Origin of the sequence: Salmonella sp. 741265055_HSA, from assembly GCF_046569525.1 — a bacterium.
Lineage (GTDB): Bacteria > Pseudomonadota > Gammaproteobacteria > Enterobacterales > Enterobacteriaceae > Salmonella > Salmonella enterica.
Genome location: NZ_JBKFSQ010000001.1, coordinates 166290 through 191357, shown reverse-complemented (window position 1 = coordinate 191357; position 25068 = coordinate 166290). Strand labels below are relative to the sequence as shown.

General features: G+C 52.7%; 18 protein-coding genes. 12 read left to right on the top strand and 6 right to left on the bottom strand.

The genetic code is table 11. The features are described from left to right. Positions 1-185: 185 nt before the first annotated feature. The gene (locus ACLD4K_RS00950) at positions 186-1220 is read left to right on the top strand and encodes an AI-2E family transporter (RefSeq protein WP_001118268.1); all 1035 of its coding nucleotides are present in this window, start codon (positions 186-188) and stop codon (positions 1218-1220) included. A 174-nt stretch (positions 1221-1394) separates the two neighbouring features. Here the strand turns inward: ACLD4K_RS00950 and pntB are convergent, their stop codons facing one another. Both pntB and pntA read right to left on the bottom strand, forming a co-directional pair. Further along, positions 1395-2783, bottom strand: a complete 1389-nt coding sequence (pntB, locus tag ACLD4K_RS00945; RefSeq protein ID WP_411011234.1) for a Re/Si-specific NAD(P)(+) transhydrogenase subunit beta — start codon at positions 2781-2783, stop codon at positions 1395-1397. Between the two features lie 10 nt (positions 2784-2793). Continuing rightward, positions 2794-4323 (bottom strand): Re/Si-specific NAD(P)(+) transhydrogenase subunit alpha, encoded by a 1530-nt coding sequence (gene pntA, locus ACLD4K_RS00940; RefSeq protein WP_001219355.1) that lies wholly within the window; start codon positions 4321-4323, stop codon positions 2794-2796. Between the two features lie 526 nt (positions 4324-4849). On the opposite strand from pntA, the gene ydgH reads away from it, so the two are divergent. Both ydgH and ACLD4K_RS00930 read left to right on the top strand, forming a co-directional pair. Continuing rightward, positions 4850-5794, top strand: coding sequence for a DUF1471 family protein YdgH (gene ydgH, locus ACLD4K_RS00935; protein ID WP_411011233.1), 945 nt, complete (start codon positions 4850-4852; stop codon positions 5792-5794). Between the two features lie 298 nt (positions 5795-6092). Further along, positions 6093-7475, top strand: a complete 1383-nt coding sequence (locus ACLD4K_RS00930; protein WP_411011232.1) for an amino acid permease — start codon at positions 6093-6095, stop codon at positions 7473-7475. A gap of 61 nt (positions 7476-7536) precedes the next feature. Here the strand turns inward: ACLD4K_RS00930 and ACLD4K_RS00925 are convergent, their stop codons facing one another. After that, positions 7537-7872: a GlpM family protein gene (locus ACLD4K_RS00925; RefSeq protein WP_000524877.1), complete on the bottom strand. Its 336-nt coding sequence runs from the start codon at positions 7870-7872 to the stop codon at positions 7537-7539. 126 nt (positions 7873-7998) lie between these two features. Between ACLD4K_RS00925 and rstA the strand changes: the two genes are divergently transcribed. From rstA to tus, 5 genes are all read left to right on the top strand, one after another. Further along, complete coding sequence (rstA, locus tag ACLD4K_RS00920) at positions 7999-8730, top strand: two-component system response regulator RstA (protein ID WP_001080048.1); 732 nt, start codon at positions 7999-8001, stop codon at positions 8728-8730. A gap of 477 nt (positions 8731-9207) precedes the next feature. Continuing rightward, positions 9208-10359, top strand: a complete 1152-nt coding sequence (gene ompS2 / locus ACLD4K_RS00915) for a porin OmpS2 (protein ID WP_411011231.1) — start codon at positions 9208-9210, stop codon at positions 10357-10359. Between the two features lie 152 nt (positions 10360-10511). Beyond that, the gene (locus ACLD4K_RS00910) at positions 10512-12218 is read left to right on the top strand and encodes an amidohydrolase (RefSeq protein ID WP_411011230.1); all 1707 of its coding nucleotides are present in this window, start codon (positions 10512-10514) and stop codon (positions 12216-12218) included. A 111-nt stretch (positions 12219-12329) separates the two neighbouring features. Beyond that, positions 12330-13631: a two-component system sensor histidine kinase RstB gene (gene rstB, locus ACLD4K_RS00905; protein WP_001523881.1), complete on the top strand. Its 1302-nt coding sequence runs from the start codon at positions 12330-12332 to the stop codon at positions 13629-13631. Between the two features lie 75 nt (positions 13632-13706). Next, complete coding sequence (gene tus / locus ACLD4K_RS00900; RefSeq protein WP_411011229.1) at positions 13707-14636, top strand: DNA replication terminus site-binding protein; 930 nt, start codon at positions 13707-13709, stop codon at positions 14634-14636. Here tus and fumC read toward each other — a convergent pair. Continuing rightward, positions 14633-16036 (bottom strand): class II fumarate hydratase, encoded by a 1404-nt coding sequence (fumC, locus tag ACLD4K_RS00895; protein ID WP_411011228.1) that lies wholly within the window; start codon positions 16034-16036, stop codon positions 14633-14635. The two genes, tus and fumC, sit on opposite strands and share 4 nt — an antisense overlap. A 167-nt stretch (positions 16037-16203) precedes the next feature. Beyond that, complete coding sequence (fumB, locus tag ACLD4K_RS00890; RefSeq protein ID WP_000066609.1) at positions 16204-17850, bottom strand: class I fumarate hydratase; 1647 nt, start codon at positions 17848-17850, stop codon at positions 16204-16206. Between the two features lie 199 nt (positions 17851-18049). Between fumB and manA the strand changes: the two genes are divergently transcribed. Both manA and ACLD4K_RS00880 read left to right on the top strand, forming a co-directional pair. Next, complete coding sequence (gene manA, locus ACLD4K_RS00885; protein ID WP_411011227.1) at positions 18050-19225, top strand: mannose-6-phosphate isomerase; 1176 nt, start codon at positions 18050-18052, stop codon at positions 19223-19225. Positions 19226-19327: 102 nt separating this feature from the next. After that, on the top strand, positions 19328-20836 hold the full coding sequence (locus ACLD4K_RS00880) for a YdgA family protein (RefSeq protein ID WP_000753334.1): 1509 nt from the start codon (positions 19328-19330) through the stop codon (positions 20834-20836). 57 nt (positions 20837-20893) lie between these two features. On the opposite strand, the gene ACLD4K_RS00875 is transcribed toward ACLD4K_RS00880, so the two are convergent. Beyond that, positions 20894-21922 (bottom strand): Mal regulon transcriptional regulator MalI, encoded by a 1029-nt coding sequence (locus tag ACLD4K_RS00875; RefSeq protein ID WP_000951918.1) that lies wholly within the window; start codon positions 21920-21922, stop codon positions 20894-20896. A gap of 172 nt (positions 21923-22094) precedes the next feature. On the opposite strand from ACLD4K_RS00875, the gene malX reads away from it, so the two are divergent. Together malX and ACLD4K_RS00865 are read left to right on the top strand one after the other, a co-directional pair. Next, on the top strand, positions 22095-23687 hold the full coding sequence (gene malX, locus ACLD4K_RS00870) for a maltose/glucose-specific PTS transporter subunit IIBC (protein ID WP_000208903.1): 1593 nt from the start codon (positions 22095-22097) through the stop codon (positions 23685-23687). A gap of 9 nt (positions 23688-23696) precedes the next feature. Beyond that, positions 23697-24869 (top strand): MalY/PatB family protein, encoded by a 1173-nt coding sequence (locus ACLD4K_RS00865; protein WP_411011226.1) that lies wholly within the window; start codon positions 23697-23699, stop codon positions 24867-24869. Positions 24870-25068 lie beyond the last annotated feature (199 nt).

Sequence of the window (25068 nt, the reverse complement as noted above, 5' to 3'; positions counted from 1 at the left end):
GTGTTGCTTCTCGTCATCGCGGATGATAATTGTCCTCGGTAGTTGAACACGCCTGATTTGTATCATAAGCCAGGAATTAACTCAAAATATTTTCACTTCTTTACCTGAAGTGTTTGATTTTAACCAGAACAGGTCGACCGAAATCACATTATTATTCGTGTCGGCATCAGAAAACAGGGACTGATATGGCAAAACCGATCATCACGCTCAATGGTCTAAAAATCGTCATTATGCTGGGAATGCTGGTAGTTATTCTGAGCGGTATCCGCTTCGCCGCAGATATCATTGTTCCCTTTATTTTGGCGTTATTTATTGCAGTCGTTCTCAATCCCGTTGTGCAACGGATGACCCGATGCCGAATTCCGCGCGTTATCGCCGTATCATTGCTCATTGTGATTATTGTTATGTTAATGGTACTGCTACTGGCCTATTTGGGGACATCATTAAATGAACTGGCTCGTACCCTACCGCAATATCGCTCCTCATTGGTGATACCGTTGCAACGTATTGAACCGTGGTTACAGCGAGCAGGCATTGGCGTGTCGGTTGATGAGCTGGCGAAATATATCGATCCAAACGCCGCCATGACTCTGGTAACGAATCTGCTCACCCAACTGTCCAATGCCATGTCGTCCATCTTTTTATTGTTATTGACCGTGGTATTTATGCTGCTGGAGGTTCCACAATTGCCTGAAAAACTGCAGCAGATGATGAGCCGTCCGGTGGAGGGCATGGCGGCAATTCAACGCGCGCTTGATAGCGTTTCCCATTATCTGGTGTTAAAAACAGCGATCAGTATCGTGACGGGGCTGGTCGCATGGGGAATGCTGGCCGCGCTGGATGTCCGCTTCGCCTTTGTCTGGGGTCTGCTGGCCTTCGCGCTGAACTATATTCCTAATATTGGATCGGTGCTCGCTGCCCTGCCGCCCATTATTCAGGTGCTGGTATTTAACGGGTTTTATGATGCGCTGCTGGTGCTGGCAGGCTATCTGCTGATTAATCTGGTCTTCGGCAATATCCTTGAGCCACGTATCATGGGACGTGGTTTAGGCCTTTCAACCTTAGTGGTATTTTTGTCGTTAATTTTCTGGGGCTGGCTATTAGGTCCAGTGGGCATGTTGCTCTCCGTTCCGTTAACCATCATTGTCAAAATCGCCCTCGAACAGACCACCGGCGGGCAGAGTATCGCCGTTCTGCTTAGCGATTTAAACAAAAGATAAAACACAATATATACACAAAATTATTCAAGATGCATCGCGGCGGCAAGAGAAGAAATCCCCGGGAGCATAGATAACGATGTGACCGGCTTTTCTGAGCGCAGCCAACAAAGAGGCAGCTTAAAGGATGAAGTGTATAAAAACGGCCTCCGAAGAGGCCGCCGCACGTTTAAAAGATTAAAGCGCTTTCAGAATTGCATCCACGCTGGCTTTGGCATCGCCAAACAGCATTTGCGTATTCTCTTTAAAGAACAGCGGGTTCTGCACACCAGCATAACCGGTATTCATTGAACGTTTAAAGACCACGACATTCTGTGCTTTCCACACTTCGAGAACCGGCATACCGGCGATCGGACTGCGGGGATCGTCTTGCGCCGCCGGGTTCACCGTATCGTTCGCGCCAATCACCAGCACGGTATCGGTATCGGCGAAATCATCATTGATTTCGTCCATCTCCAGCACGATGTCATAAGGCACTTTCGCCTCCGCCAACAGCACGTTCATATGACCGGGCAGGCGACCCGCCACCGGATGAATGCCGAAACGCACGCTGATACCGCGCGCACGCAGTTTTTCGGTGATTTCCGCCACCGGATACTGCGCCTGCGCCACCGCCATCCCGTACCCCGGCGTAATAATGACGGAGTGGGAGTTTTTCAGCATCTCAGCGGTCTCTTCTGCCGTGATTTCGCGATGTTCGCCGGCTTCCTGATCGTCGCCCGTTGAGGAGCCGTCAGTACCGAACCCACCAGCAATAACGCTGATGAAAGAGCGGTTCATCGCTTTACACATAATGTAAGACAGGATCGCGCCTGACGAACCGACCAGCGCGCCGGTCACAATCAGCAAATCGTTGCTCAACATGAAGCCAGCCGCCGCGGCAGCCCAACCGGAATAGGAGTTCAGCATTGAAACAACCACCGGCATGTCCGCCCCGCCGATAGAAGCGACCAGATGCCAACCAAACGCCAGCGCGATAATGGTCATCAGCAGCAGCGCCAGAACCTGTAGACCCACGCTTTCGGTGCGGACAAAAACCAGCAGCAACAGGAAAGAAACAACCAGCGCCGCCAGGTTCATTTTGTGACGGTTAGGCAACATCAACGGCTTAGAAGAGATTTTGCCGCGCAGTTTACCAAACGCTACGATCGATCCGGTGAAAGTGACTGCGCCAATAAAGATACCGAGGAAGACTTCGGTCAGATGGATATTCACCAGCACCGGCGCCAGACTGGCGTCATGGTACAGATAGCTGTTAAAGCCAACCAGTACCGCAGCCAGGCCCACGAAACTGTGCAGAATCGCGACCAGCTCCGGCATCTCGGTCATCTCAACTTTTTTCGCCATGCGGATGCCAATCGCGCCGCCAATAATCATGGCGACCAGAATCCATGCCACGTTGCCGGTATCCGGCCCGAAAATGGTCGCCAGCAACGCGATCGCCATCCCGGCAATACCGAAGTTATTCCCCTGGCGGGACGTTTCATGCTTTGAAAGCCCGGCAAGACTGAAAATAAACAGGATCGCGGCAACAATGTATGCAGCTGTAACTAATCCTCCAGACATGTGTTACCCCTTAGTTTTTCCGGAACATTTTCAGCATACGCTGAGTCACGGTGAAGCCACCGAAAATATTAATGCTGGCGATAAGCACCGCGATAAAGCTCAGGAAGCTGACCCAGCCGCCCTGACCAATTTGCAATAATGCCCCGACAACAATAATCCCTGAAATTGCGTTGGTCACCGACATTAATGGCGTATGAAGCGCATGAGACACGTTCCACACCACGTAATAACCAACCACGCAGGCGAGCGCAAACACGGTAAAATGGCCGAGGAACTCTTTTGGCGCGACATCGGCCAGCCAGCCAAAAAGAATGATCGCCAGCGCCATTAACGCATATTTCCGCCAGGGTGAAGTGGGCTTTTCCGGCTCTTTTGGCGCAGGTGCTGCTTTAGGCGCGGCCTGTGGCTGCGCGGAAACCTGGATTGGCGGCGCAGGCCAGGTAATGTCGCCGTCGCGAATCACCGTCACGCCACGGATCACGACATCGTCAAAATCCACGTCAATATTGCCGTCTTTCTCTTTGCACAGCAGCTTCAGCAGGTTAACCAGGTTGGTGCCATAAAGCTGGGATGACTGCGTCGGCAAACGCCCCGGCAGATCGGTGTAGCCAATCACTTTCACGCCATTGTCCGTCGTCACAACCTGATTGGCGACGGTATATTCGCAGTTACCGCCATTCTGCGCGGCCAGGTCGACAATCACGCTGCCGGCCTTCATAGAATCGACCATATCGCGGGTAATCAGCTTCGGCGCAGGTTTGCCCGGAATCAACGCGGTGGTAACAATGATATCGACCTCTTTGGCCTGGGCGGCAAAGAGCGCCATTTCCGCTTTGATAAACGCCTCGGACATCACTTTGGCGTAACCATCGCCGCTACCGGCTTCCTCTTTAAAATCCAGTTCGAGGAACTCAGCCCCCATACTCTGGACCTGCTCTTTGACTTCAGGACGAGTGTCAAACGCGCGGACAATCGCCCCCAGGCTGTTTGCCGCGCCGATAGCCGCAAGACCGGCTACACCCGCGCCAATCACCATCACCTTCGCCGGCGGCACTTTCCCGGCGGCGGTGATTTGCCCGGTAAAGAAGCGTCCAAATTCATGCGCGGCCTCTACAATGGCGCGATAACCCGCGATATTCGCCATTGAGCTTAACGCGTCGAGCGACTGCGCGCGGGAAATACGCGGCACGGAGTCCATCGCCATCACCGTGACCTTACGTTCGGCAAGTTTCTCCATTAACCCAGGATTTTGCGCAGGCCAGATAAAACTGACCAGCGTAGTCCCGGGGTTCAGTAAAGCGATTTCATCTTCTTCAGGCGCATTAACCTTGAGAATAATTTCCGACTGCCAGATAGCATTGCCGTCTACAATATCCGCGCCAGCCTGCGCAAACGCTTTGTCGTCAAAACTTGCCAGTTGACCCGCCCCGCTTTCGATAGCGACGCTAAACCCCAGCTTCAGTAGCTGCTCTACCGTTTTCGGCGTCGCAGCGACACGGGTTTCATTGGGTAACCGCTCTTTTGGTATGCCAATTCGCATAAATGTTCCCTTCCATCGGTATTTTTGATGATGGTTTGTCAGTAAGCGCGAGAAGCGTACGCCTGCCCGCGTTTGAGGTAAATGTTACCCCAGCAGAATAAAACCGTTACAAACTCTCTATAACCTACTGAAAATAACGCCTGTGATCTAGCGCCAAAAAACAGAATTTTTTATCAAATTTGCAAAACATGAACGATTCAGCCGCTAAGCAGCCATAATGCCTTGAAAATGGCCTGCGAGGGCTGATAATTCGCTCAAATTTGACAGTAAAACATCATTAAACCTCTGTCGATATCAAGAAATTAACATTAAATTAACTTATTAAATTCATGCGCTTCATTAGCTTAGCCGCCCAGCCGCCGTTTTTTTCGACATATCGGTAAATGTTATCATCAAAGATAGGATACATGACACGATGCGTGAAAAATCCCGCAGACATCCATATGGTTTAAATGCAATAATCAGCCACGTTTCTAGTCAATAACAATACCAGTACCTGGTTTGCGCAAGGCGAAGGATTATTTTTATGAAGCTTAAGAACACTCTCCTGGCGTCGGCTCTGCTTTCTGCGGCTGCTTTTTCTGTCCATGCAGCAACAGAACTGACGCCGGAGCAAGCGGCTGCACTAAAACCTTATGACCGCATCGTTATTACCGGTCGTTTTAATGCTATTGGCGATGCGGTCTCCGCCGTGTCCCGCCGCGCAGATAAAGAAGGCGCAGCCTCCTTCTATGTTGTCGACACCTCGGAGTTCGGCAACAGTGGTAACTGGCGTGTTGTGGCGGACGTGTATAAAGCCGACGCGCCGAAAGCCGACGCGCCCAAAAATCGTGTCATTAATGGCATCGTGGAATTACCGAAAGACCAGGCCGTACAATTAGAACCGTATGACACCGTCACCGTTCAGGGCTTCTACCGTAGCCAGCCGGAAGTTAACGATGCCATTACGAAAGCGGCGAAACAGAAAGACGCATACGCTTTCTATATTGTTCGTCAGGTGGATGCGAATCAGGGCGGAAACCAGCGCATCACTGCATTTATCTATAAACAAGATGCGAAAAAACGCATCGTCCAGAGCCCGGACGCTATTCCGGCAGACTCTGACGCTGGCCGCGCCGCGCTGGCTCAGGGCGGCGAAGCTGCGAAGAAAGTCGAAATTCCAGGCGTCGCCACGTCAGCCTCGCCGAGCGCCGAAGTAGGCCGTTTCTTCGAAACGCAATCCACCAAAGGCGGGCGTTACACTGTCACACTTCCGGATGGCACAAAAGTTGAGGAGCTGAATAAAGCGACGGCTGCGATGATGGTGCCTTTCGACAGCGTTAAGTTCACCGGCAACTACGGCAATATGACAGAAATCTCCTACCAGGTCGCCAAACGCGCGGCGAAGAAAGGCGCTAAGTATTATCATATTACGCGTCAGTGGCAGGAGCGCGGCAATAACATCACCATCAGCGCCGACCTCTATAAATAAGGCGCGCGTCGCCATCAGGCTTTCTCGCCGGATGGCGGCATACCTGCCTTATCAGGCCTACACGATCGTTCAACGGCAGGACTGATAAGCCGCCATCCGGCACTTTCTCGCGGGATGCCAGTTCCGTCAAATATCGCGATGAATCTCACTTTTCGCTTTTTTGGCGATAAATCTTATCCAGGCCGTTGCATGCGGTCCCTTCTCTCCGTAAAATCCCGCGCCTTAGTGGCTTTCACCATTTTTATGCGTTTTGCCATAATAATTATTCTTCCAATTTCATTTTTATAGCTGGATACCAATGGAAAAAAAACTGGGACTGAGCGCGCTGACCGCGCTGGTTTTAAGCTCAATGCTTGGCGCAGGTGTTTTCAGCCTGCCCCAGAATATGGCCGCCGTTGCCAGTCCGGCTGCGTTGTTAATTGGCTGGTCCATTACCGGCGTGGGGATACTCTTACTGGCATTCGCCATGTTAATCCTTACGCGCATTCGCTCCGAGCTTGACGGCGGTATCTTTACTTACGCCCGCGAAGGCTTCGGCGAACTGATTGGCTTTTGTTCTGCCTGGGGCTATTGGCTGTGCGCGGTCATCGCCAACGTATCCTATTTGGTTATCGTTTTTTCAGCGCTGAGTTTCTTTACCGATACGCCTGCCCTGCGTCTGTTTGGCGACGGTAATACCTGGCAGGCTATTGTCGGCGCTTCAGTCCTGCTCTGGATTGTCCATTTCCTCATCCTGCGCGGCGTACAAACGGCAGCCAGCATCAATCTGGTCGCGACTCTGGCGAAACTGTTGCCGCTCGGCGCGTTTATTGTGCTGGCTATCATGATGTTCAAACTGGATACCTTCACACTGGACTTCACCGGTGTTGAACTCGGTATTCCCGTATGGGAACAGGTCAAGAACACCATGCTTATTACGCTGTGGGTGTTTATTGGCGTTGAAGGCGCCGTCGTCGTCTCGGCCCGAGCGAAAAATAAACGCGATGTAGGCCGCGCCACGCTACTGGCGGTACTCGCAGCGCTGGGAATATATCTCCTGGTCACGCTGCTTTCTCTTGGCGTTCTTGCGCGTCCGGAACTGGCGGAGATGCGCAACCCGTCGATGGCCGGTCTGATGGTGAAAATGATGGGGCCGTGGGGAGAAATTATTATTGCAGCGGGACTGATTGTGTCTGTCTGCGGGGCTTATCTAAGCTGGACTATCATGGCGGCGGAGGTGCCGTTTCTGGCGGCAGCCTATAAATCCTTCCCGGGCATCTTCGCGCGACAAAATGCGCAAGGCGCGCCTTCTGCGTCGTTATGGCTCACCAATATCTGTGTGCAAATCTGTCTGGTACTGATCTGGCTGACCGGTTCAGACTACAACACGCTATTGACGATTGCGTCAGAAATGATTCTGGTGCCCTACTTTCTGGTCGGCGCATTTCTGCTGAAGATTGCAACACGTCCCCTCCATCGGGCAGTCGGTATCGGAGCCTGTATTTATGGCTTATGGTTATTATATGCGTCGGGTCCCATACACCTGCTGCTGTCCGTCGTACTGTACGCGCCTGGATTACTGGTTTTCCTGTATGCGCGTCGGACGCACAAGCATGACAATGTATTAAATCGTCAGGAAGTCGTGCTGATTGGTTTATTGCTGGTCGCGGCGGTTCCGGCTACGTGGATACTGGTGGGTTAACAACCTCCCCATCGTAATATCCGTATGTATTACGATGGGGAAACCACGGTCTTTGCCAATATTAATGCCATTTAATCCAGCAAAAAATCAGCAGCCACGCGCTTAGCCCCCAGCAGACCACCGCACCGCCAAGCGCGACGGGCAGGCGCATCACGCCGCTGAAATACCATAGCGTTGCAAGATAAATGAAATAAGGAATGATCGACCACATGCTAAAGACGATGGTGGTACGCATCGCGTCGATGCCCCGCTCGCTGGCCACGATATAGTGCGCGATAAGCGCAAACGTTGGAAACAGAGGAATTAATCCGGCGATATAATAATTTTTCGTTTTTGACAGCAGACCAATCAATACGACGACCAGCGCCCCCAGGGCAGCTTTAATCACGAGTCCCATTACCTTGCCTTAACACGCTAATAACAACAGTGTGTAGCATAACGGAACCGCTCTCGTTTAGAAAAGATTTATGGAAGGGAAAACAGAGGCGGTGTATGTTGGCGTTTTCTATTCTCCATTTATAATATGAACCGCATTGTATTTGTTGAAGACGACGCTGAAGTGGGTTCTCTCATTGCCGCTTATCTGGCGAAACATGATATTGATGTCATTGTTGAGCCGCGTGGTGACCGGGCGGAGGATCTTATCCTCACCACTCAGCCCGATCTGGTTTTACTGGATATTATGCTTCCAGGTAAAGATGGCATGACGATATGCCGCGATTTACGCCACCGCTGGCAAGGCCCGATTGTCCTGCTCACCTCGCTGGACAGTGATATGAATCATATTCTGGCGCTGGAGATGGGCGCCTGCGACTACATCCTCAAAACCACGCCTCCGGCCGTTTTGCTGGCGCGTCTGCGCTTACACCTGCGGCAAAGCGAACAAACGCAACAGGCAAAAAGTCTTCAGGAGAGCGCGCTTACGCCGCATAAAGCGCTGCGTTTTGGTGCGTTAACCATCGATCCCCTTAACCGGGCGGTCCAGCTCAACGGCGATTTCATATCGCTCTCCACCGCCGATTTTGAATTGCTCTGGGAACTGGCGACACATGCCGGACAAATTATGGATCGCGACGCGTTGCTAAAAACGCTGCGCGGCGTCAATTATGATGGTCTGGATCGCAGCGTGGATGTGGCGATTTCCCGCTTGCGTAAGAAACTGCTGGATAGCGCTGCTGAGCCCTATCGTATAAAGACCATTCGCAATAAAGGCTATCTTTTTGCCCCTCATGCCTGGGACGAAACGACGGGATAAGTTAGCCGACAGATTTTACCTGCCTTTATCAAGTCACAGTGGCGATGCTGATCACCGCCACTGTTCAAAAAACAGACATTGTATACATCAATGCTATTTTTATTAGTCGGAACGGCCCCTTTATTACCGTTTTCTCTGCGTTGCGGTTCATCATTACGTCTTTTTCGCCCCAAAAAATTAAATTAAAAAACTCGAAGCCAGTTCACAAAATTGATAACAGAATGTCTGCCCGGCGCTATATTGCCGTCTTTTTTCGCAAATTGTGAAATCAAACAAATCATAATCATGAATATATAATAACAAATACATTCATCATAAACATATGCGTTTCCGATAGTAACTTTTGTATTAATTAATAACATATAAGAAAAGTTAGCATTTGCTGAAATAATATTATTCAGATTAGGATGCCTTTGATTCAACGAATCTGTAGAAGTTCAATCTTTTGCAAATAAGTTAAGTTTTTAAGGATAAAAAATGAAAAGAAAAGTATTGGCACTTGTCATCCCGGCTCTGCTGGCTGCTGGCGCGGCACACGCCGCTGAAATTTATAACAAAGACGGCAACAAACTGGACCTTTACGGGAAAGTAGACGGCCTGCACTATTTCTCTGATGACTCTTCTAAAGATGGCGATCAGACCTATATGCGTTTCGGCTTTAAAGGCGAAACACAGATTAACGACCAACTGACCGGTTACGGCCAGTGGGAATATAACGTTCAGGCTAACACTACCGAAGGCGAAGGCGCTAATTCCTGGACTCGTCTGGCATTCGCCGGCCTGAAATTCGGCGACTACGGCTCATTCGACTATGGTCGTAACTACGGCGTCCTGTACGACGTGGAAGGCTGGACCGATATGCTGCCTGAGTTCGGCGGCGACTCCTATACTTACGCTGACAACTACATGACCGGTCGTGCTAACGGCGTGGCCACCTACCGTAACACTGATTTCTTCGGTCTGGTAGACGGTCTGAACTTCGCGTTGCAATATCAGGGTAAAAATGAAAGCCAAAGCGCTGACGATGTAAATATCGGTACCAATAACCGTAATAATGGCGACGATATTCGTTACGATAACGGTGATGGCTTCGGTATTTCTACTACCTATGATATTGGCATGGGCTTCAGCGCAGGCGCTGCGTATACCACTTCCGATCGTACTAATGAGCAAGTCAATGCTGACGGCACGATTGCTGGCGGCGACAAAGCGGATGCCTGGACAGCTGGCTTGAAATATGATGCCAACAACATCTATTTAGCGACTATGTATTCTGAAACCCGTAATATGACGCCTTATGGTAAAACGGACGCGGGTTATGCTGGCGGCGTAGCAAACAAAACGCAAAACTTCGAAGTTACAGCCCAATATCAATTTGATTTCGGTCTGCGCCCGGCGGTTTCTTTCCTGATGTCTAAAGGTAAAGATCTGACCTATAACAACGTTAATGGCGATGATAAAGACCTGGTTAAATATGCTGATGTAGGTGCTACCTACTATTTCAACAAAAACTTCTCCACCTATGTTGATTATAAAATCAACCTGCTGGATGATGACGACCCGTTCTATAAAGATGCCGGTATCAGCACTGATGATATCGTCGCGCTGGGTATGGTTTACCAGTTCTAATCATTCATTAATTCTTCTCAAGCCCGCCGTTTCGGCGGGCTTTTCTTTTTCTATCACCACCGTTCTAAAAACAGAACGCACTGTTCCCTGGGCACAGATTGAACAATTCTTGTTCGCTCTCTATGGTTTGCTTATCGCCTGACAAAAGGAACATGCTAATGATCAGTCTCGTCCCGTCTCTGATTTCCAGAACCGCGCTTCTCTTTCTGCTCACGGCCACAGGCGCAGCCACCGCCGCCCGCCCGGCAGCGGATATTATTTTGCATAATGGTAATATCATCACTCTGAATGATGCCCAGCCGCAGGCCAGCGCGCTGGCGATTTTCGGCTCGCGGATTGTGGCGATTGGCGATGATACGGCGACAAATGAATGGCGCGGCGACCATACCCGTACCATCGATTTACAGGGTAAAACCGTGATACCCGGCCTGACCGATACCCACATCCACGCCATTCGCGGCGGACAAACCTGGACATTCGAAACCTACTGGTATGACAGCCCTTCGCTTAAAGACGCGCTGGATAAATTACGCGCCGAGGCTAACCGTCGTCCCCGCGATCAATGGGTAGCCGTAGTGGGATCGTGGATACCGGCACAATTTACAGAAAACCGGGCGCCGACGGTAGCCGAACTGAGCCACGCCCTTCCCGATCATCCGGCTTATATTCAGTATCTTTACGACTATGCGTTAGTGAATCAGCGCGGTATAGACGTACTTGGCCTTAACGACACCCCTCCTCCTGATTTAGCGGGAATCCGCGTAGAGCGCGACGCAAAAGGTAGCGCCACGGGGAAATTATTTGGTGGCATCGCAGCGTTCAATCAGCTTTTTGCCAGCATAAGTAGTAACGCCGATCGCGAGGGTGGTCTGCGGCAATTTTTCGCTGATATGAACGCTCGCGGCGTGACCGGCATCATTGACCCCTCTGCCGGGCCTGCCGCCGCTTATGAGCCTTTATTTGCAATGCGAAACCAGGGGGATTTACCGCTGCGCGTGGGGTATCGCATTCCGGTACAGCCGGAAGCGAAAGGTCATGAAGCACAGTGGTTCAGCAACCTGATGGCCTTTCGCCCGGCGCGTGCCGATGACGGACAACTGGCTTTTCTTGGCCTGGGAGAAAGCCTGGTGGCCGGAATGAATGACGGCGTGCGGATGGCCCCAGGATTTTCTTCCTCAGAGCAGGACAAAACCGCGCTTCGCCAGGTCGCGACGTTTGCGGCAAAACGGGGAATACCGCTTGAGATCCACGCCTATACCGATGACAGCGCCGACGCGATATTGACGATTTTTGAGCAGGTAGCGCAGCAGTACGATCTGCGCCCTCTCCGCTGGTCTATTGCGCATCTGAATACCGGTTCGCCACAGACGCTTGAGCGAATGCGTAAGCTCGGCCTGGCATACACGGTGCAAATGGGGCCTTACTTTGAGGGGCTTGCCATCCGTGACGCCAATCCACCCGGCGCGACGGACAATTCGCCGCCGGTTCGACTGGCGCTGGATAAAGGGCTTGTCGTCGCTGGCGGCACCGATTCGACGCGTATTGGCATTGCCGGTGTCTGGCACGCTATCGAATATCATATCACCGGTATAGCGTCAGGCGGTTCCGTGCGTAAACCCGCCAGCGAGCGGCTCACGCGTCTGGAAGCGCTAGCGTTATATACACGTCATGCCGCCTGGCTCGCCTTTGCCGAACAACACCGGGGCCAGCTTAGCGTCGGAAAACAGGCCGATCTGGCGGTACTCAATCAGCCATTTATGACGATGCCGGAAGACAGAATTAATACCATTCGCGCTGTTTTGACGCTTGTCGATGGACGCATTGTTCACGAAAGTCCGGACCTTAACGCCGGACAATGAGGTTGTCAGTTGACGCAAAGCCTGCTTTTATAACCCACCGGCGGCGCTGACGGGAAATCTTTTCCGCCAGCGCCGCGATAGAGCTAATGTATTGAGATCCGGTGGGCGTTGATGAAAAAGCTGTTTGTGCAGTTTTACCTTTTGCTGTTCGTCTGTTTTCTGGTCATGACGTTATTGGTCGGACTGGTGTACAAATTCACCGCCGAACGCGCGGGCAGGCAATCGCTCGACGATCTGATGAAAAGTTCGCTCTATCTGATGCGCAGCGAACTGCGGGAAATTCCGCCGCGTGAATGGGGGAAAACGTTAAAAGAGATGGACCTGAACCTCTCTTTCGATTTACGCGTTGAACCGTTAAATCACTATAAGCTTGATGCCGCCACCACGCAACGGCTGCGTGAAGGCGATATTGTCGCGCTTGACGATCAATACACCTTTATTCAGCGTATCCCGCGCAGCCATTACGTTCTGGCGGTCGGCCCGGTTCCCTATCTCTATTTCCTGCATCAAATGCGACTGCTGGATATCGCCTTAATGGCGCTCATTGCCTTTTCTCTCGCCTTTCCTGTGTTTATCTGGATGCGCCCGCACTGGCAAGAAATGCTCAGGCTCGAATCCGCCGCGCAGCGCTTTGGCGAGGGTCATTTGACTGAACGCCTGCATTTCGATAATGGCTCCAGTTTCGAACGTCTGGGCGTCGCGTTCAACCAGATGGCGGATAACATTAATGCTCTGATCGCCAGTAAAAAACAGCTGATTGACGGTATCGCCCATGAGCTTCGCACGCCGCTGGTACGTTTACGCTATCGGCTTGAAATGAGTGAAAATCTGACACCGCCGGAATCACAGGCGCTCAATCGCGATATTGGTCAACTGGAAGCGTTGATTGAAGAACTGCTCACCTATGCGCGCCTTGACCGACCGCAAAATGAACTGATGTTGACCGAACCCGACCTCCCCGCCTGGTTGCTCGCGCATTTGCAGGATGTGCAGAGCGTGAACCCGGAACGCGCCGTAAACCTTCTCACATCTGTAATCGGCGATTATGGCGCGCTTGATATGCGGTTAATGTCGCGAGTGCTGGATAACCTGCTGAATAATGCGTTGCGCTACAGTCATACCACCGTTCAGGTCAGTCTGTTACTCGACGGTAGTCAGGCAACGCTGATAGTCGAAGATGATGGCCCCGGCATTGAAGCGGATGCGCGAGAGCGCGTATTTGAACCTTTTGTCAGACTCGACCCCAGTAGAGACCGGGCGACAGGCGGCTGCGGGCTTGGACTCGCCATCGTACACTCTATCGCCCTGGCGATGGGCGGTAGCGTCGTCTGTGACGAGAGCGAACTGGGCGGCGCAAAATTTAGCTTTCGCTGGCCGGTCTGGCACGCGATGCCCGACATGACCGCTGCCTGACGTATTTTGCACGCTGGTTGAGCAGCGGGAACTGTGCTATACAGATAGTATGTTGTAACTAAAGTGAGTGATACCATGTCCCGCTACGATCTCGTTGAACGCCTGAATGGCACTTTTCGCCAGATAGAACAACACCTGGCGGCGCTGACGGATAATCTACAGCAGCATTCGCTACTTATCGCCCGTGTTTTTTCACTGCCGCAGGTGACCAAAGAGGCGGAACATGCGCCGCTGGATACTATCGAGGTAACGCAACATCTGGGGAAAGAGGCCGAAGCGCTGGCGCTACGTCACTATCGCCATTTGTTTATTCAACAGCAGTCCGAAAACCGTAGCAGTAAAGCCGCCGTCCGCCTGCCTGGCGTCTTATGCTATCAAGTGGATAATGCGACACAGTTAGATCTGGAAAATCAGATACAGCGCATTAACCAGTTGAAAACCACCTTCGAGCAGATGGTTACGGTAGAGTCCGGTCTTCCCTCAGCGGCACGTTTTGAGTGGGTGCATCGGCATCTACCCGGCTTAATTACGCTGAACGCTTACCGCACGCTGACGCTTATCAATAACCCCGCTACCATACGTTTCGGCTGGGCAAATAAACATATTATTAAAAATTTAAGCCGGGATGAGGTTCTGAGCCAGTTGAAAAAAAGCCTCGCGTCGCCGCGCAGCGTCCCGCCGTGGACGCGCGAACAATGGCAATTCAAGCTGGAACGGGAATATCAGGATATCGCTGCCTTACCGCAGCAGGCCCGACTCAAGATTAAGCGTCCGGTTAAAGTACAGCCGATCGCCCGCATCTGGTATAAAGGCCAGCAGAAACAGGTGCAACACGCCTGCCCCACGCCGATTATCGCGTTAATCAACACGGACAGCGGCGCTGGCGTGCCGGATATTGGCGGGCTGGAAAACTATGACGCCGATAATATTCAGCACCGTTTTAAACCACAGGCGCAGCCACTGCGACTGATTATTCCGCGACTGCACCTGTATGTGGCGGATTAACGTCCCGGCGTCATACTGCCAACCATTAACTCCGGACGTACCCAGGCGTCGAACTCCTCGTCGCTAAGGTATCCTAATGCCACGGCTGAGGCTTTGAGGGTCAGCCCTTCTTTATGCGCCTTCTTCGCAATCTCCGCCGCTTTATCGTAACCGATGTGCGTATTGAGCGCAGTGACCAGCATCAGCGACTCATTCAGCAACTGCGTAATACGCTCGCGGTTTGGCTCGATTCCTGACGCACAGTGTTGATTGAAACTCGCCATGCCATCGGCCAGCAGGCGCACCGTTTGCAGAAAATTATGAATAACCATCGGACGATAGACGTTGAGCTCAAAGTTGCCCGATGCGCCCCCCATATTGATGGCCACATCGTTACCCATCACCTGGCAACATAGCATCGTTACCGCTTCACACTGGGTCGGGTTCACTTTACCAGGCATAATGGAACTGCCTGGCTCATTTTCCGGGATAGCAATCTCGCCAATGCCGCAGCGCGGACCGGACGCCAGCCAGCGAACATCGTTGGCGATTTTCATCAGCGAGGCCGCCAGCCCTTTTAATGCGCCATGCGTCTGTACCAACGCGTCACAGGTCGCCAGCGCTTCGAATTTATTCGGGGCGGTAACAAACGGCGCCGCGGTAATCGTCGCCAGTTCCTCGGCCACGCGCCGGGCATATTCCGGGTGGGTATTAAGCCCTGTCCCTACTGCGGTTCCGCCGAGCGCCAGTTCCGCGACGTGCGGTAAACTGTGCTCAATGTGCCTGAGGTTATGTTCCAGCATGGCTACCCAACCGGAAATCTCCTGGCCTAAGGTGAGCGGCGTCGCGTCCTGCAGGTGAGTACGGCCAATTTTGACAATATCGGCGAAAGCGTGGGATTTATCGCGAAGCGTATCCGTTAATGCGGATAATTGCGGGATAAGGTGTTCGCGTAACGCCAGTAACGCCGCCACGTGCATGGCGGTTGGGAACACATCGTTTGAGCTTTGACTCTTATTGACGTCATCATTGGGATGCACTTTGCGTTCCATACCGCGAACGCCGCCCAAAATTTCACTGGCGCGGTTCGCTAACACTTCATTCATATTCATGTTGCTTTGCGTACCGGACCCGGTCTGCCAAATCGCCAGCGGAAACTCATCAGCATGTTTTCCCGCCAGCACTTCATCAGCCGCCTGGATAATCGCGCTGGCTTTTTCCGCCGCCAACAACCCTAAGTCCTGGTTGACCTTCGCAGCGGCACGCTTGGTCAACGCCAGAGCGTGAATGAGCGAGACGGGCATTTTCTCCGTGGAAATCCGAAAATGCTCCAGCGAACGTTGAGTCTGCGCCCCCCACAGTTTATCTGCCGGGACGTCAATCGCGCCCATTGAATCTTTCTCGCGGCGTACCGTTACCATTACCTGCTCCTTACTCAAGTTGATGAGATCATGTGTCGACATTGCTCACATGTTTGCGGTCTTATGAGTATTAACGATAACAACACAACGGTGTAGACCGGATAAGGCGCTTGCGCCGTTCTCCGGCAAAATAGCGAATCATGTTACCGCCCCGCAGGGCGGCGACATTACTTAACGCAGCGCGCGCACTGCGATGACTGAATCTGCTGGAAGAAATCGTTACCTTTATCATCCACCAGAATAAAGGCCGGAAAATCCTCCACTTCAATTTTCCAGATAGCCTCCATACCCAGTTCAGGATATTCCACGCACTCCAGGCGCTTGATACTGCCCTGCGCCAGAACGGCTGCCGGGCCGCCGATACTGCCCAGGTAGAAGCCGCCATGTTTCTTACAGGCATCGGTCACCTGCTGGCTGCGGTTGCCTTTCGCCAGCATGATCATACTGCCGCCCTGCGACTGGAGCTGATCAACATAAGAGTCCATCCGTCCTGCGGTAGTCGGCCCAAGCGACCCGGAGGCGTACCCTTCCGGCGTTTTTGCCGGCCCCGCATAATAGATAGGATGATCTTTGATGTACTGCGGCAAACCTTCGCCTCTGTCCATCCGTTCTTTCAGTTTAGCGTGCGCGATGTCGCGGCCCACAATAATCGTGCCGTTCAGCGACAGGCGCGTTGATACCGGATACTGCGACAGTTGTTGCAGTATCTCGCTCATGGGACGGTTAAGATCAACGCGCACCGCCTCGCCCTCTCCCGCCTGGCGCAGCGCCTCTGGAATATATTTACCGGGATTGCGCTCCAGCTTCTCGATCCAGATCCCTTCCCGGTTGATCTTCGCTTTAATGTTTCGATCCGCGGAGCAGGACACGCCCATACCTACCGGACACGATGCCCCGTGGCGCGGCAATCGGATGACACGAATATCGTGAGCGAAATATTTGCCGCCGAACTGCGCGCCTAAGCCAAGATTTTGCGCCTCAAGCAACAATTCTTTTTCCAGTTCAATATCGCGGAAGGCCTGCCCGTGTTCATTGCCTTCGGTCGGTAGCGCATCATAGTATTTTGCCGAGGCCAGCTTAACGGTCTTCAGGTTCGCTTCCGCCGAGGTGCCGCCAATGACAAACGCAATGTGATACGGCGGACAGGCGGCGGTGCCCAGCGTACGCATCTTATCGACGAGATAATTTTTGAGCTTACCCGGCGTCAGAAGCGCTTTTGTCTCCTGATAGAGGTAGGTTTTATTCGCCGATCCGCCGCCTTTAGCGATACAGAGGAATTTATATTCATCGCCATCGACGCTGTAGAGATCGATCTGCGCCGGCAGGTTAGTACCGGTATTGACCTCTTTGTACATATCCAGCGCCGCGTTCTGCGAATAGCGCAGGTTATCTTCGATATAGGTGTTATATACGCCGCGAGCCAGCGCCGCTTCATCACCTCCGCCAGTCCAGACGCGTTGGCCTTTTTTGCCGACAATAATGGCCGTACCGGTATCCTGGCAGGTGGGCAACACGCCCTTGGCCGCGATATCGGAGTTTCGCAGGAATTGCAGCGCGACATATTTGTCGTTTTCACTGGCCTGCGGATCGCGCAGAATATCCGCCACCTGCTGCTGATGCGCGGGACGTAGCATAAAAGACGCATCGTGGAAGGCCTGACGCGCCAACAACGTTAGCGCTTCCGGCGCGACTTTCAGGATCTCTTGTCCTTCGAATTCGGCGACGGAAACATGTTCGCTGGTCAACAAGTAGTACTCGGTATCGTCCTTTTTGAGGGGAAAAGGGTCTTGATAAAAGAAGGGTTTGTTTGACATTGTGCTCTCACTTACCGCTCGGTATGGTTATTCTCTGGGCAGGTGTTCCATTGCCCGACTCAAAGCGAGTAACACTATCCTACACAATTTTTTAACAAAAACTGAGACAAGTACGACTTTTTACGCGCGGAGGTTACTTCATGCGGGTTTCTTGGTTTAATACCTCCCATTGATCTCCACATTGAAACAGGGCTTGATAATGCAAAAACTCATTAACTCAGTGCAAAACTATGCCTGGGGAAGTAAAACTGCGTTAACGGAACTTTATGGCATCGCCAATCCGCAGCAGCAGCCAATGGCTGAACTCTGGATGGGCGCGCATCCCAAAAGCAGCTCGCGAATCACCACCGCCAACGGCGAAACCGTCTCCCTGCGTGACGCCATCAAAAAGAATAAAACCGCCATGCTGGGCGAAGCGGTAGCCAACCGTTTCGGCGAACTGCCGTTTCTGTTTAAAGTACTGTGCGCCGCGCAGCCGCTCTCTATTCAGGTGCACCCGAATAAGCGCAATTCCGAAATCGGTTTCGCGAAAGAAAATGCGGCGGGTATCCCCATGGATGCCGCAGAGCGGAACTATAAAGATCCTAACCATAAACCAGAGCTGGTTTTTGCCCTGACGCCTTTCCTGGCGATGAACGCGTTCCGCGAATTTTCTGACATTGTCTCTTTACTGCAACCTGTCGCCGGCGCGCATTCCGCTATCGCCCACTTTTTGCAGGCGCCGAATGCTGAACGTCTGAGCCAGCTTTTCGCCAGCCTGTTGAATATGCAAGGCGAAGAAAAATCCCGCGCGTTAGCCGTACTCAAAGCGGCGCTTAACAGCCAGCAAGGTGAACCGTGGCAAACGATCCGCGTGATTTCAGAGTATTATCCTGACGACAGCGGGCTTTTCTCTCCTTTGTTGCTGAATGTGGTCAAACTTAATCCCGGCGAGGCGATGTTCCTGTTTGCCGAAACGCCTCATGCTTATCTGCAGGGCGTTGCGCTGGAAGTCATGGCAAACTCCGATAACGTTCTGCGCGCTGGCCTTACGCCAAAATATATCGACATCCCTGAGCTGGTCGCGAACGTGAAGTTCGAACCTAAGCCTGCCGGCGAGTTGCTAACTGCCCCGGTAAAAAGCGGCGCGGAGCTGGACTTCCCAATTCCGGTTGACGATTTTGCTTTTTCACTGCACGACCTGGCGCTTCAGGAGACGAGCATAGGCCAACACAGCGCCGCGATTCTGTTCTGCGTTGAGGGTGAGGCGGTGTTACGTAAAGATGAACAGCGTCTGGTACTGAAGCCGGGTGAATCTGCCTTTATCGGCGCGGATGAGTCTCCGGTTAACGCCAGCGGCACGGGCCGTTTAGCGCGTGTTTATAACAAGCTGTAGCAACGTACTGAATTTTTTAACAACTCTTGCTAAGCTTATAACAGACGTAAAACTCCTCCAGGCGGTTTAATCCGCCTGGTTTCATTTTTATGGACAATTGATATGAAAAAAACACTGGTAGCTGCAGGTGTAGTAATTGCACTTGGCATCGTCTGGACAGGCGGCGCCTGGTATACGGGGAAAAAGCTGGAGAACCATCTTGCAGAAATGGTGACTCAGGCCAATGAACAGCTCAAGCGTACTGCGCCGGAGGCCGGTGTCGAATTAAGTTATCAAAACTACCAGCGTGGCGTGTTCAGTAGCCATCTGCAACTGGTTGTCAAACCGGTTGCCGGCGCAGACACTACCTGGTTGAAGCCCGGGCAAAGCATTGTGCTGGACGAGTCCGTTTCACATGGCCCCTTCCCGCTCGCCCAGCTCAAAACGCTCAATCTGATCCCTTCTATGGCGTCGGTAAAAACCACCCTGGTGAATAACGATGCGGCAAAACCCCTCTTTGATATCGCGAAAGGCGACACGCCCTTTGTTATCAATACCCGCATTGGTTATGGCGGCGATACCCGCTCCGATATCTCTCTCAAGCCGTTAAACTACGAGAATGCCGGTGAAAAGGTCGCCTTTAGCGGCGGCGAGTTCCAGCTTAACGCCGATAAAGACGGTAATGTGGTTTCGCTGTCAGGCGAAGCGCAGAGCGGCCTTGTCGATGCCGTTAACGAATATAATCAGAAGGTCCAACTCACCTTTAATAATTTGAAAACCGACGGTACCAGTAAGCTGGCAAGCTTTGGCGAACGTGTGGGCGACCAAAAGTTAACGCTGGATAAACTGTCCATCGCCATTGAGGGTAAAGAGATGGCGGTGCTGGAAGGGATGGAAATTGCCGGCAAGTCCGATCTCGTCAACGACGGAAAAACCATTAACAGCCAGTTGGATTACTCGCTTAACAGCCTGAAAGTGCAGAATCAGGATTTAGGCAGCGGTAAATTAACGCTGAAAGTCGGTCAAATCGACGGCGAAGCCTGGCACCAGTTTAGTCAGCAATATCATGCGCAAACGCAGGCGCTGCTGAATCAGCCGGACGTGGCGCAGAATCCTGAGCTTTATCAGCAAAAAGTCACCGAAGCGTTCTTTAGCGCTCTCCCCGTGCTGTTAAAAGGCGATCCGGTACTGACTCTGGCGCCGCTTAGCTGGAAAAACGCCAAAGGGGAAACCACGCTGAATCTGTCGCTGTTCCTCAAAGATCCGGCAACCACAACGGCACAACCACAAACGCTGGCGCAGGAAGTCGACCGCTCCGTGAAATCGCTGGATGCGAAACTGGCAATTCCGATGGACATGGCGGTCGAGTTTATGACGCAGATAGCAAAACTGGAAGGCTATCAGCAGGATGATGCGGAAAAACTGGCAAAACAGCAGGTGCAGGGGCTGTCCGCAATGGGTCAGATGTTCCGACTGACAACGCTGAAGGATAATACTATCGCCTCCAGTTTGCAGTACGCCAATGGCCAGATCACGCTCAACGGACAAAAAATGCCGTTGGAAGACTTTGTCGGCCTGTTTGGAATGCCAGCGCTTTCCGTACCGGACGTTCCGGCGCTGCCTCAACAATAATCGCCTTGCCGGGTGTCGCGACGCAGCACCCGGTCTGCGCCGAACGACGCGCAGCCTCTACTTTTGCGTTACCAGGCGAGCGGCTATCGTTTGACTCCGCACATGGTGCTCGTCGTGAGCAATACGCTGCAATATTCGTTCGGCCAGGGTATAGCCTATTTCTCGCGCCGGCGTACTGGCCCAGATAATCGGCAGGTCGTCGAGGGCGTTCTCCGCCACATCAGCAAACGCCGCCAGCGACACCTGCTGCTCGAAATAACGATCGACACCGCTCTCGCCACTCTGTCGTCCGGCTCTCAGTAGGCCAAACCACGCCCCCATCGCAATGGTTTCGTTGTAACAAACGACAGCGCTAATGGTCGGATTGTATCGCAACAGCGCGGTAATGCTTTCTGCTGCCTGTTTCTGACTGGAAGCGCATTCCACGACCCACTCGCTGTGAAACGGTAGACCGTATTTTAACAACGTCGCGCAATAGCCGCCCACGCGCTCCGCACGGGTTAAAGATGCGCTTTGTCCTCCCAGCCAGGCGATGCGCTGATGGCCCTGACGAATAAGGTACTCCGTCAGGAGCTGCGCCGCCTGCATGTTGTCAGGCCGAACGGTATCCGCATCATCAAGATAGCTGGCGCGTGACGCAAACACGACCGGAATTCCTTGTGCGTCGGCCTGCGCTCTCAGCGCTTCGCTACTGCCCGCCGCACCGGCGATCACCATGCCATCCACGCCCTGATTAAGCAGCATGGTAAAACGCTGATTTAGCTGTTCGCCATCTTTCCCCCCATGCAGGAGAAAAACCATACGGCCTTGCGCTTCCAGCGCTTCCGTTAACCCGGCGGTCAATTCGGCATAAAAGGGTGCCGATAAATCACGCACGATCAAACCGATAACGCCGCTTTGCCCGCCACGCAGCGCGGACGCCTGGCGGTTACGCACAAAACCCAGTTGTTCAATTGCCGCGTTTACGCGCTCGCCGGTCGCGGCCGATATTCGCCCCTTGCCGCTCAGCACTAAGGAAACGGTGCTCACCGACACGCCAGCCGCCAGCGCAACATCGTGGATAGTGATTTTTTTGGCGATAGCCATGTCAACAAATCGCTCCAGAATCTGACAGATAAAACGTTTTACCTATCTGTTATCTTTATACGCGTTATTATCGGTCAGTAATGTGATTAATGCCGCACTAAAATTTGATAAAACGTTTTATCTTTTCGCCATCATAACCTGACACCGGCCTTTATTAACAAGGAGTCGTTAGATGACGACGAAAACCACGCCAAAAATAACGCTATGGGAATTTTTCCAGCAACTGGGCAAAACGTTTATGTTGCCCGTCGCCTTGCTCTCGTTCTGCGGCATTATGCTCGGTATCGGCAGCTCGCTCAGTAGCCACGACGTAATCACCCTGCTCCCCGTGCTGGGTAATCCCTTGCTACAGGCTATCTTCACCTGGATGAGTAAAGTAGGTTCTTTTGCCTTTAGCTTCCTGCCGGTGATGTTTTGTATCGCGATTCCGCTCGGTCTGGCGCGGGAAAACAAAGGCGTCGCCGCATTTGCCGGGTTCGTCGGTTATGCGGTCATGAACCTTGCAGTCAACTTCTGGCTCACGGCAAAAGGCATTCTGCCGACCACCGATGCGGCGGTGCTGAAAGCCAATAACGTACAAAATATTCTGGGCATCCCCTCTATCGATACCGGCATCCTCGGCGCCGTTATCGCTGGTATTATTGTCTGGATGCTGCATGAACGGTTTCATACCATTCGTTTGCCGGATGCGCTGGCCTTTTTCGGCGGTACGCGTTTTGTACCTATCGTTTCCGCCGTTGTGATGGGGCTTGTCGGCCTGGTTATCCCGCTCGTCTGGCCGGTTTTTGCGATGGGAATTAGTGGACTGGGTCATATCATCAATAGCGCCGGCGACTTTGGACCGATGATTTTCGGCACCGGCGAGCGCCTGCTGTTGCCTTTTGGTCTGCACCATATTCTGGTAGCGCTGATTCGCTTCACCGAGGCGGGCGGTACGCAAGAGGTATGCGGGCATACCGTGAGCGGCGCATTGACTATTTTCCAGGCCCAACTCAGTTGCCCAACGACGCACGGCTTCTCTGAAAGCGCCACTCGCTTCTTATCGCAAGGCAAAATGCCGGCGTTTCTCGGTGGGTTGCCGGGCGCCGCGCTGGCAATGTACCACTGTGCCCGTCCAGAAAACCGCCCTAAAATTAAAGGATTATTGATTTCCGGTTTAATCGCCTGCGTTGTCGGCGGTACAACGGAACCGCTGGAATTCCTGTTCCTGTTCGTAGCGCCGGTGCTGTACGTTATTCATGCTCTGCTGACCGGGCTGGGTTTTACCATCATGGCTATTCTCGGCGTCACTATCGGCAATACGGATGGCAATATTATTGACTTTGTGGTGTTTGGCATCCTGCATGGTCTGTCAACAAAATGGTATCTGGTGCCGGTAGTGGCGGCGATTTGGTTTGCGGTTTACTACCTCATTTTCCGCTTCGCCATTACACGCTTTAACCTCAAAACACCGGGGCGCGAAGCGGAGATCGCCACCAGCATTGAAAAAGCGATCGCTGGCGCGCCAGGAAAATCCGGCTACAACGTGCCTGCTATCCTGGCGGCATTAGGCGGCACGGAAAACATCGTGAGTCTGGACAACTGCATCACCCGCCTACGTCTGTCCGTGAAAGATATGTCGCTTGTCGATGTCCAGGCATTGAAGGACAATCGTGCGATAGGCGTCGTACAGCTCAATCAGCATAATTTGCAGGTGGTTATCGGCCCGCAGGTTCAGTCGGTAAAAGATGAAATGGTTGGTCTGATGAATACCGTTCAGGCATAAGGAAGAGATATGTTCGATTTTTCACAGGAAGTTGACCGTCGCGGGACATGGTGTACGCAGTGGGATTATGTCGCCGATCGTTTTGGCGAGGCTGATCTGCTCCCCTTTACGATCTCGGATATGGATTTTGCCACCGCGCCGTGTATCCTGGAGGCGCTAAACCAGCGCCTTTCCCACGGTGTGCTGGGCTATAGCCGCTGGAAAAATGAGGCGTTTTTAGGGGCGATTACCCACTGGTTTGCGACACGCCATCAGACCACGATAGATGCCCACTCCCTCGTATACGGCCCCTCCGTTATCTATATGGCGTCCGAGCTTATCCGCCAGTGGTCCAACGAAGGCGATAGCGTGGTAGTTCATACCCCCGCTTACGATGCTTTTTATAAAGCGATTGAAGGCAACCATCGCATCGTCACTCCCGTCCCGCTGGAGAAAGAAGGCAACGCCTGGTATTGCGATATGGCCAAACTGGAGGCGGCGCTGGCGCGTCCGGAAAGCAAAATCCTGCTGCTGTGCAGTCCGCAAAATCCCACCGGTAAAGTGTGGACGCGTGACGAGCTGGAAACGATGTCAACGCTGTGCGAGCGCCATGGCGTACGGGTGATTTCCGATGAAATTCACATGGATATGGTATGGGGAAACCAGCCGCATATTCCCTGGAGCAATGTCGCGCGCGGAGACTGGGCGCTGCTCTCCTCCGGCTCGAAAAGCTTCAACATTCCGGCATTAACCGGCGCTTATGGAATCATTGAAAATAGTGAAAGCCGTGAACGCTACCTGGCCGCCTTAAAAGGGCGCGACGGCCTCTCTTCGCCAGCGGTGCTCTCGCTCACGGCGCATATTGCCGCGTATCAGCACGGCGCGCCGTGGCTGGATGCGTTACGCGCCTCGCTGGCGGCTAATATGCGCTATATCGCGCAGGCGCTGAATAGTGCCTTTCCGACGCTGAACTGGCAAGCGCCGCCATCGACCTATCTGGCCTGGATTGATCTCCGTCCGCTCGGCATTGACGATCAAAAATTACAGCACACGCTCATTCATCAGGAGAAAGTCGCCATTATGCCCGGCGATACCTATGGCGCCGAAGGCCGGGGATTTGTGCGTCTGAATGCCGGATGCCCTCGCCTGAAACTTGAAAAAGGCGTCAATGGATTAATTAACGCTATCCGCACCGTTCGCTGATACTGTCTACAAGCGGTGGGCTGACCCTTTATCCTAAGATGCGATAACAGAGACAACCCCCGTGAGCTGACTGGGGGCGCGTTAAAGAGAATGATACAAAATTTCTCCCGCGCTCTCGCGAAGTTGCAACGTAATGACTCCGTTTTTGCAAAATTTCCAGAGGATTATCAATCTGTAGTATAATGGTGCGCACTTTTAT